The sequence below is a fragment of the Streptococcus sp. DD04 genome (assembly GCF_001578725.1).
In the GTDB taxonomy this organism is placed as follows: Bacteria; Bacillota; Bacilli; order Lactobacillales; family Streptococcaceae; genus Streptococcus; species Streptococcus sinensis.
The window spans coordinates 95504-104993 of record NZ_KQ968979.1 but is presented as its reverse complement, the minus strand read 5'-3'; the positions used below and the strand labels follow the sequence as shown (position 1 = coordinate 104993).

At 45.5% G+C, this 9490-nt stretch carries 8 protein-coding genes and 1 pseudogene; 8 read left to right on the top strand and 1 reads right to left on the bottom strand.

What is annotated here, in order from left to right:
• Positions 1-259: 259 nt before the first annotated feature.
• Entirely contained in the window at positions 260-661 is a 402-nt protein-coding gene (locus STRDD04_RS11520) for a hypothetical protein (RefSeq protein WP_082757371.1), read from the top strand.
• A gap of 62 nt (positions 662-723) precedes the next feature.
• Here STRDD04_RS11520 and pepF read toward each other — a convergent pair whose 3' ends face one another.
• Positions 724-2520, bottom strand: a complete 1797-nt coding sequence (pepF, locus tag STRDD04_RS07415) for an oligoendopeptidase F (protein WP_062201069.1) — start codon at positions 2518-2520, stop codon at positions 724-726.
• A 471-nt stretch (positions 2521-2991) separates the two neighbouring features.
• On the opposite strand from pepF, the gene pnp reads away from it, so the two are divergent.
• The 7 genes and pseudogenes from pnp to STRDD04_RS11515 all read left to right on the top strand — a co-directional run.
• Complete coding sequence (gene pnp, locus STRDD04_RS07410; RefSeq protein ID WP_062201066.1) at positions 2992-5187, top strand: polyribonucleotide nucleotidyltransferase; 2196 nt, start codon at positions 2992-2994, stop codon at positions 5185-5187.
• A 232-nt stretch (positions 5188-5419) separates the two neighbouring features.
• A complete protein-coding gene (cysE, locus tag STRDD04_RS07405) occupies positions 5420-6037 on the top strand; it encodes a serine O-acetyltransferase (protein ID WP_062201064.1) in 618 nt (205 codons plus the stop codon).
• A 66-nt stretch (positions 6038-6103) separates the two neighbouring features.
• Entirely contained in the window at positions 6104-6295 is a 192-nt protein-coding gene (locus STRDD04_RS07400) for a YdeI/OmpD-associated family protein (protein WP_231853914.1), read from the top strand.
• Between the two features lie 73 nt (positions 6296-6368).
• A complete protein-coding gene (locus STRDD04_RS07395; protein WP_231853913.1) occupies positions 6369-7076 on the top strand; it encodes a nucleoside phosphorylase in 708 nt (235 codons plus the stop codon).
• Between the two features lie 82 nt (positions 7077-7158).
• Positions 7159-8502: a cysteine--tRNA ligase gene (gene cysS, locus STRDD04_RS07390; RefSeq protein WP_062201058.1), complete on the top strand. Its 1344-nt coding sequence runs from the start codon at positions 7159-7161 to the stop codon at positions 8500-8502.
• Positions 8495-8887 (top strand): Mini-ribonuclease 3, encoded by a 393-nt coding sequence (locus STRDD04_RS07385; RefSeq protein ID WP_062201056.1) that lies wholly within the window; start codon positions 8495-8497, stop codon positions 8885-8887. The genes cysS and STRDD04_RS07385 overlap by 8 nt, the downstream gene beginning before the upstream one ends.
• 403 nt (positions 8888-9290) lie before the next feature.
• Positions 9291-9482: pseudogene (locus STRDD04_RS11515) on the top strand (amino acid permease); the annotation flags it as partial.
• Between the last annotated feature and the right edge of the window lie 8 nt (positions 9483-9490).

Sequence of the window (9490 nt, the reverse complement as noted above, 5' to 3'; positions counted from 1 at the left end):
AGTCGTCAAGCAGGTAGCGGGTGTCCATACTGCCCAGCAGATTAAAGCCATTGTGGCGGAGTTAGGATAGTCAGTGAGTGCAAGACTAAAATAGACCTGTTTTAAAATGAGACTGCTCTTTTTTGGGAGTGGTCTATTTTGTTTTCACTAATAAATGATTGAAGAAGATAAGCAAATAGATTAATTTTAAATTTTTTGTTAAAAAAGACAATATTTAAGGTATAATAAGAAAAAAGAAAATTATCGGGTAAAGTTGTTAATAGGCCACGCTAGAGGGAGGGACTATTTAAAACATGATGGAAACGAGGTGCTGGTTATTATTAAGTTATTAGCGAATTTCTTCTTTGCTTTTATGATTTTGACACCATTCATCGCTCCAGCGGTCTTCTGTTTCTTTGTGGGGTGTATGATCCAGCGGGAACAGATAACACAAAAAAGGATTATAATAGTACTGGCCTTATTGATTCCTGTTTTGCTTTTCATTTCATATTTTGCCGCTCAGCTATTGGGATTGATTTTTTGGAGTCTCATCTGGTTTTTCATAGGGCTATTGCGACCTGAAAATTATATCAAGTCCCAGTTCTGGACAAGGTGGCTTATCTTTATCACCTGTTTCAGTGCTTACATTTTACTTTATTTGTATTTGTTCAGACTTTTTTAAAATTATTATAAAGGCTAAAAAATCAGCTTGAACGAAAGGTTCAAGCTGATTTTGTCTATTCATTATTCCCCCAACTCCTCACTGTAAGCAATAATCTGCTCAACAGTATCAGATAGGAATTGAATGGTGTCGCGTAGTGGTTTGTCTGTCGAAATATCTGCTCCGATAATCATAGCAGACTCAAGCGGAGTCTTGCTGCCGCCGGATTTGAGTAGCTCAAGCCAGTCACGGGCACCATTTTCGTCATTCTTCAGGTGGAGGTAACCGGCAGTAGAGATGACCAGACCTGCGGAGTAAGTGTAGCTGTAAAGTCCCATGTAGTAGTGGGCTTGGCGCATCCAAGTCAGGGCAGCGTCGTCGTCAATCTCAACGGCATCGCCCCAGAATTCTGTCAAAACTTCTTTCATGATAGCGTTGAGTTTGCTTGCACCGAAGGTTCCGCCTTCTTCAATCAAAGTATAGACCTTGCGTTGGAAGGCAGCTTCCAGCAAGTGAGTAATGAAGTTGTGGAAGTAAGTATCCGTCAGACGGTGAGCAAGGGCAAAGCGTTTCTGGCGTGGGTTATCAAACTGGCGTTCCAGGTAATCACTGAGCAGGAGCTCATTAAAGGTAGACGGTGCTTCCACGTAGTAGGTGGACATGTGGGCGTTAAAGTAGCTTTGGTGATTGTCAGAGAAGATAAACTGACCAGAGTGGCCAATCTCATGAATCAAAGTATAGACATCGCTCATGCGACCGGTCCAGCTCATGAGGACATAAGGGTGGACCCGATAAGGGTCAGCGGCATAGCCTCCAGAGTCTTTTCCGGCATTGGCCGCAAAGTCTACCCAGCGTTCTTCTTTATAGCGGGCGATTTCTTGGCAGTATTCGTGTCCGAGTGGCTCGACTGACTTCATGACCAGGTCATAGGCATCGTCAATGCTGACTTCAGGATTAAGCTCGCTGTCCAAGTCCAGCTTCCAATCGGCAAAGGTCATTTTTTCAAGTCCGTTTACCTTAGCGACATGCTTGAGGTATTTCTGAGCTACTGGGGCAAATTCACTCATAATCAAGTCAATCTGCCGGTCAAACATAGAGCGATCAACTTCTTGCTCATCTAGCAAATAGTCAAAGACAGAGTCATAGCCCTTCATGTCAGCCAGCAGTTTTTCAGACTTGACCTGAGCCAGATAGGCAGCAGCAGCGGCGTTTTGGTGTTGACGAAGTCCTTCTGAGAAAGAGCGAAAAGCTTTTTCGCGGATTTCTGCATTTTCATGGTTTTGGTAGAAATTCTCATAGGTGACAAAGCTGTTTTTGTAAACTTTGCCGTCTACTTCGAAGTCGGTCATAGCAAAGTCGCCAGCCCGCATCTTGGTGTAGATATCCTGTGGACTGTAAAAGACCTCGCCCAGATTGGTCAAGGCTTTTTCGACATCCGCTCCCAGATAGTGGGCTTTTTTGATTTTAGCCTGGCGAATGGCTGAAGTCAGATGGGCTTCTTGGCCTAGTCTCTCTAAGACAGACTCATCTGCACCGACCAGGGCGTCGTCAAAGAAGCTGAGTGCGACATTGGCCTCCGTCTCAAACTCCATAGCTGCTTGGGCAATCTGCGCAAAGCTCTCGTCACCAAAGTCAGTGGTCTGTGGCATAAAGCCGTAGTTGCCAATGTGGCTAATCTGGATATAAATCTGCTCCAACTCAGCAAATGCCCGTTCAAAATCTTCGAAAGTGCTAAGCTTGCCTTGGTAATCACGGACGAATTTCTGGATGTCCTCTCTGGCCTTTTCGATGGCCCGCAGGAAGTCCTCTTGGTCTTGGTAAAGGGCCGTTAGGTCCCAGAGTTCATTTTCTGGAAATTCAGAACGATGTTTTTGTTCCATAGTTTACTCCTTTTGATTAAATAGCTATATTCAGTATAGCAAAAAATCCTTCAGAATGCCTTGCTCATAGGAAAAAATTAGGGAAATATGACTTCAGCTGTCTGCTTAGAAAAAAGAAAAATAGATTTTCAGTATTTTTATAGAAAAAAGCCATTTCCGGTCTTTTTCTTTTGACTGAAATTGTGGTAAAATAGGGTCTGTACGTGCTTGATACAAAGATGAGGATATAATAAGCTACTAAGACCATCAAATCAAATTAAAAGAGCTAGTCGAACCGCTCCTTAGCACTTTAAGTGTATCTTGATGAACTGAATACGACCTAAAAGCTGTGTAAAAAGATAAACGGTCTTTTCTTCATCGAAGACTTCACCAGTTTCCTATTTTTACTTTGCTTTTGATGGTCTTAATATCTTGATCTTTGTAGCCAAGGCGTATGAAAAAATTTGAGCATGTGCTCGGCAAGGAGTCTTTATGACAAAACAAGTTTTTAAAACCGTTTTTGCAGGTCGTGAGCTGGTAGTTGAAACCGGTCAGGTTGCAAAGCAGGCAAATGGCAGCGCCGTTGTTCGATATGGAGAAAGTACCGTTTTAACTGCGGCAACCATGTCCAAAAAGATGGCTACTGGTGACTTTTTCCCATTGCAGGTCAACTATGAGGAAAAAATGTATGCGGCTGGAAAATATCCTGGTGGCTTTAACAAGCGCGAAGGCCGTCCGTCAACAGATGCGACTTTGACTGCCCGCTTGATTGACCGCCCAATTCGTCCTATGTTTGCGGAAGGCTTCCGCAATGAAGTTCAGGTTATCAATACTGTTCTTTCTTATGACGAAGATGCTTCGCCTCAAATGGCAGCGATGTTCGGTAGCTCTCTGGCTCTTTCTATCTCAGATATTCCTTTTAATGGCCCTATCGCAGGAGTTCAGGTTGGCTATGTAGATGGTGAATTCATCATCAACCCTAGCAAGGAACAAAAAGAAGTTTCGCTTTTGGAACTGACAGTGGCTGGTACCAAAGAAGCTATCAACATGGTAGAGTCTGGAGCCAAGGAGCTGTCTGAAGATGTTATGCTGGAAGCTCTTCTCAAAGGGCACGAAGCAGTCAAAGAATTGATTGCTTTCCAAGAAGAAATCGTAGCAGCAGTTGGCAAGGAAAAAGCAGAAGTAGAATTGCTACATGTTGATGAAGAGTTGCAGGCAGAGATTGTCGCAGCCTACAACAGCGACTTGCAAAAGGCTGTTCAGGTAGAAGAAAAGCTGGCGCGCGAAGCCGCAACTCAGGCTGTCAAAGACCAAGTCACAGCAGTCTACGAAGAAAAATATGCAGACCACGAAGAATTCGACCGTATCATGCGTGATGTGGCTGAAATCTTGGAGCAAATGGAGCATGCTGAAGTTCGCCGTTTGATTACCGAAGATAAGGTCCGTCCTGATGGTCGTAAAGTCGATGAAATCCGTCCTTTGGATGCGGTTGTTGACTTCCTTCCTCGTGTACACGGTTCAGGTCTCTTTACCCGTGGGCAAACACAGGCCTTGTCTGTTCTGACTCTGGCACCAATGGGCGAGACGCAAATCGTTGATGGTTTGGATCCAGAATACAAGAAACGCTTCATGCACCACTATAACTTCCCGCAATATTCTGTCGGTGAGACAGGTCGTTATGGGGCTCCTGGCCGTCGTGAAATCGGACACGGTGCTCTTGGGGAACGTGCCTTGGAGCAAGTCTTGCCTAGCTTGGAAGACTTCCCGTATGCTATCCGTCTGGTAGCGGAAGTCTTGGAATCAAACGGTTCGTCCTCACAGGCCTCTATCTGTGCGGGCACTCTGGCCTTGATGGCTGGTGGTGTGCCGATTAAGGCACCGGTTGCCGGAATTGCCATGGGATTGATTTCAGATGGCAACAACTATACAGTTCTGACGGACATTCAAGGTTTGGAAGACCACTTTGGCGATATGGACTTTAAGGTAGCTGGTACCCGCGAAGGGATTACCGCCCTGCAGATGGATATCAAGATTGAAGGAATTACAGCGGAAATCCTGACAGAAGCTCTGGCCCAGGCTAAGAAAGCCCGCTTTGAAATCCTAGACTTGATTGAAGCGACTATCCCAGCTCCGCGTCCTGAGTTGGCTCCGACTGCTCCGAAAATCGACACCATCAAGATTGATGTGGATAAGATTAAGATTGTCATCGGAAAAGGCGGAGAAACCATCGACAAGATCATCGCTGAAACAGGTGTTAAGATTGATATCGATGAAGAGGGTAATGTATCCATCTACTCCAGCGACCAAGATGCCATTAATCGTGCCAAGGAAATCATTGCTGGCTTGGTCCGCGAAGCAAAAGTGGACGAAGTTTATCATGCCAAGGTTGTTCGAATTGAGAAATTCGGTGCCTTTGTCAACCTCTTTGACAAGACGGATGCACTGGTTCACATTTCGGAAATGGCTTGGACTCGGACCAACAATGTCGAAGATCTGGTGCAAATTGGTGACTTTGTTGATGTTAAAGTCATTAAGATTGACGAAAAAGGCCGCGTAGATGCCTCTATGAAGGCTCTCTTGCCGCGTCCGCCTAAGTCTGATAAGCCAAAGAAAGACCATGGTAAACATCATCATCCAAAAGTTCACAAGGAACGAAAGGAAGTCAAAGTCGAGCAAACAGAAGGATAGAGAAACTAGTCCGTTTGGGGCACCCTCTCTTTCAAAAGGTTTGCTTTGACCTATGGGAGTCTAGGCGGCTAGGAGTCGGGCGTGTTTGCAGGTAACTGTCTAACTAGTTTGAAGCTGGCAGGTTCTATGCCAGAGTTTCTGAACCGCTTACTTTTCCTAGAGTAAGATGAACATTAGTAGAGACGAGCTGAGCTCTCGTCTTTCCTTATTTAAGAGAAAGGAAGGGGTTAGCATGGGTTGGTGGAAAGAATCCATTGATATTGTAAAAGAAAATGATCCAGCAGCGCGAACATCGCTGGAAGTTTTATTAACCTATCCGGGTCTCAAAGCCTTGGCGGCCCATCGTTTTTCGCATTTTCTATGGAGGCATGGCTTCAAGCTGCTGGCTCGCATGCACAGCCAGTTCTGGCGTTTCTGGACCCAGATTGAGATTCATCCGGGCGCCCAGATTGAGTCGGGTGTGTTTATCGACCATGGTAGCGGTCTGGTGATTGGAGAGACGGCCATTGTAGAGAAGGGAGCCATGCTTTACCACGGTGTGACCTTAGGAGGAACAGGCAAGGATACAGGCAAACGCCATCCGACAGTGCGTCGGGGTGCCTTAGTCTCCGCTCACGCTCAAGTCATTGGCCCAGTTGAAATTGGTGAAAATGCCAAGGTCGGTGCTGGTGCTGTAGTCGTGGCTGATGTGCCTAGTGACGTGACAGTAGTTGGTATCCCAGCTAAGATTGTTCGTGTTCACGGTCAGAAAGATGAGCCGACCATCCACGAGGTAGAGGAGAAGCGGGAATACTATCTGGATAAGCTGGAGCATGCCCGTGATAGCAGCCATCACTCGTCAGAACTTTAGGGGAAACGTGAAGCACTTGTTTACAAGTATGTTCAAAGCAAAAAATGAAAGCTGGAGGAGATGGCTATGTCAGATTCTATTTTGAATCAAGCAGTCCTTGAGCTGCAAGGAATGTTGGATGGTCCTGCCAAGGAGCATTTTACCAAACTACCTTCCAGCCATCAGCAAGAATGGGCTTGCTATATCAGTGAAGCTAAGAAAGATGAGACCAAGCTGCGCCGCATAGAAAAGATGAAGGTGGCTTTGCTGAAGCCTTAAAGAAAGAGGGGCTATGCTATTAGAAGAATTTGAAGATGTAGCTGGGGTTATCGAACCAACAGATAGGTAGATTATGGACAAGGGTGAGGTTTGTGAAACTATCATCCTGTCCTTTAACGGAGAAATTCTGCAACGTTTGATTGAGTCAGAAAAAGTCTATCAAGGAGGCTATTTAAAAAATCTTAACGGTCAATTTCCTTGGTATATATATAAATGTGATGGAAATCGAGTGGCAGTCATGACAGCACTTATTGGAGCTCCGATGGTAGTCGGTCAGCTGGAGGAGTTGGCAGCCAGAGGTTTCAAGAATTTCGTCATTTTAGGTTCTTGTGGCGTTTTGGACCGCTCGATTGAGGCGGACAAGATTATCCTGCCGGCTGCTGCATTGCGAGATGAAGGCACTAGCTATCATTATGCCCCACAGAGTGATGAAATTACCTATGATGACTCCCTGTTAGTTGAGCTGGAAGCCATCTTTGATAAGCACGATATCGAGCATATCCGCACCAAGTCTTGGACGACTGATGCCTTTTATCGGGAAACGCCTGATAAGGTCAAGCGTCGCTTAGCTGCTGGAGCTCAAGTGGTGGACATGGAAGCTTCGGCTATCATGGCTTGGAGTCAATTCCGCCAGACCAAGGTCTATCAGTTTTTCTACACAGCCGACTATGTGGATCATCATAACCGAACCTGGGATGCCCGCCATGAAGAGCGGACGGCTGATGCCATGACTTTTTTCACCATCGCCTTGACAATAGCAAAGGAACTAGAAAGGAACTGAGTAGGGACAGAAAGTTTGAAAATAGAGGACTGCTTCTGTAGTTGATCTTATCTGCTTTCTAAGGACTCTCAGCATCGTAAATATGATCAAAATCTATGATACTATGACCCGCAGCCTGCGTGAATTTGTGCCCATTGAGGAGGGCAAGGTTCGCATGTATGTTTGCGGTCCGACGGTTTATAACTACATCCATGTCGGCAATGCCCGCTCAACAGTAGCTTTTGACACGGTTCGCCGCTATTTTGAGTATCGGGGCTTTGAAGTCAACTATATTTCCAATTTCACGGATGTAGATGATAAGATTATCAATCGGGCAAAGGAAGAAGGCATCACTCCCAAAGAAGTGGCGGACAAGTATATCGCCGCATTTCGCGAAGATGTGACCGCTTTGGGGGTCAAGCCGGCTACTCAGCATCCGCGTGTGGTTGACTTTATGGCTGACATCATCCGTTTTGTGGAAGACTTGATTGAAAAAGGTTTTGCCTATGAGTCAGAGGGCGATGTCTACTTCCGCGTCGAAAAGTCTCACGATTATGCCAAATTAGCCAACAAAACCTTGGCAGACTTGGAATTGGGGGCTTCTGGTCGGACAGACGAGGAGACCGCCCGAAAGGAAAATCCAGTGGACTTTGCTCTCTGGAAGGCAGCTAAGCCAGGTGAGATTTCTTGGGACAGCCCTTGGGGAGCAGGTCGTCCAGGCTGGCACATCGAGTGTTCGGTCATGTCGACGGAGATTTTGGGTGATACCATTGATATCCACGGTGGAGGAGCAGACTTAGAGTTTCCTCACCATACCAATGAAATCGCCCAATCAGAGGCCAAGACTGGTCAGACTTTTGCCAACTACTGGATGCACAATGGCTTTGTCAACATCGACGATGTCAAGATGTCCAAATCTCTAGGCAATTTCATTACTGTTCACGATGCCCTCAAGACCATTGATGGTCAGGTGCTGCGTTTCTTCTTTGCTACCCAGCATTATCGCAAGCCGATTAATTTCACGGAAAAAGCAGTTCATGATGCTGCGACCAATCTTAAGTATTTGAAGAATACCTATGAGCAGCCTTTCACTGGTCAGGCAGACTCTGCTCAGCTTCAGGTCTTTCTAGACAAGTTCACCGCTGCAATGGACGAAGATTTTAATGCGGCCAATGGTATCACGGTTGTCTTCGAGCTAGCCAAGTGGATCAACTCTGGCAATTACACCGCTGAAGTTAAGGCAGCCTTGGCCAAGCTCTTAGAAGTTTTTGGTATCGTCTTTGTAGAAGAAGTCTTGGATGCGGATATTGAGCGCTTGATTGAGGAACGCCAAGCAGCGCGTGCTAATCGGGATTTTGCGACTGCAGACCGTATTCGGGATGAATTGGCTGCTCAGGGCATCAAGCTCTTGGATACTAAGGACGGAGTGAGGTGGACACGTGACTGATGTCAACCTGATTAACGGTATCGCTCTCGCCTTTGAGGGAGATGCTGTCTACTCCATGTATATTCGGCGACACCTGATTTTTCAAGGGCTGACCAAGCCAAATCAGCTGCACAGGGAAGCGACCAAGTACGTTTCTGCCAAGGCTCAGGCCAATCTCATCTCTCTCATGCTAGAAGAAGGGATTCTGACGGAAAAGGAAGAGGATATCTACAAGCGTGGCCGCAATGCCAACAGCCACACCAAGGCTAAGAATACGGACATCGTCACCTACCGGATGTCTACCGGCTTTGAAGCTGTCATGGGCTACCTGCATATGACCGAATCTATTGAGCGACTGGAAGAGCTGATTGGTTGGTGTATTCGGAAGATTGAGGCCTCGTTCTGATTCATTGTCATCTTGTTTATTCTGAGATAGAACTCTTTTATTAACAATCACTAAAATTTAAGAAATTTAAATATCAAAAACGAGCTTGGCATAAAGCTCGTTTTTTTTATAAACAAGCATGCTGTTTCCAGAAAAAATGGAAGATTTTGTAGGAGAGTGTGTTTGAAACTTTAAATAGATTGTTCGAGTACTTTCTAACTCCCCCGCTTGAGATTCCTGTCCTCTTCAGCTTCATTTTTGCTAGTAAGATTGGAGAATGGTGTTGATATCTACTGAGATGGTTTTCATCAAGCATTTGGATAAAAAGCAAGAAGTTTAAATTTATGAAAATTTATTTTCAGAAAAGTATTGACATGTTTTCTGAAAAGGAGTAGAATGGCTCATGTTTTTAAAGGAGGAACTTATGTTTTCCAAGTTAAAAGGCTTTTTTATTGGACGCCCATTAAAATCTGGGAAAGAGGGCGATGATGGCCATTTACTGACTAAGATGCAAGCTTTAGCCATGCTCTCCAGTGACGCTTTATCTTCGATTGCTTATGGACCAGAGCAGGTTGTTTTAGTCTTGACGTCTATTTCTATTGGTGCCATTTGGTGGTCGCTTCC

Coding starts and splice junctions, on each gene's coding strand:
- STRDD04_RS07395 (WP_231853913.1), top strand. CDS start 6,369: ATGGACAAGGGTGAGGTTTGTGAAACTATCATCCTGTCCTTTAACGGA.
- cysS (WP_062201058.1), top strand. CDS start 7,159: ATGATCAAAATCTATGATACTATGACCCGCAGCCTGCGTGAATTTGTG.
- STRDD04_RS07400 (WP_231853914.1), top strand. CDS start 6,104: ATGTCAGATTCTATTTTGAATCAAGCAGTCCTTGAGCTGCAAGGAATG.
- cysE (WP_062201064.1), top strand. CDS start 5,420: ATGGGTTGGTGGAAAGAATCCATTGATATTGTAAAAGAAAATGATCCA.
- pepF (WP_062201069.1), bottom strand. CDS start 2,520: ATGGAACAAAAACATCGTTCTGAATTTCCAGAAAATGAACTCTGGGAC.
- pnp (WP_062201066.1), top strand. CDS start 2,992: ATGACAAAACAAGTTTTTAAAACCGTTTTTGCAGGTCGTGAGCTGGTA.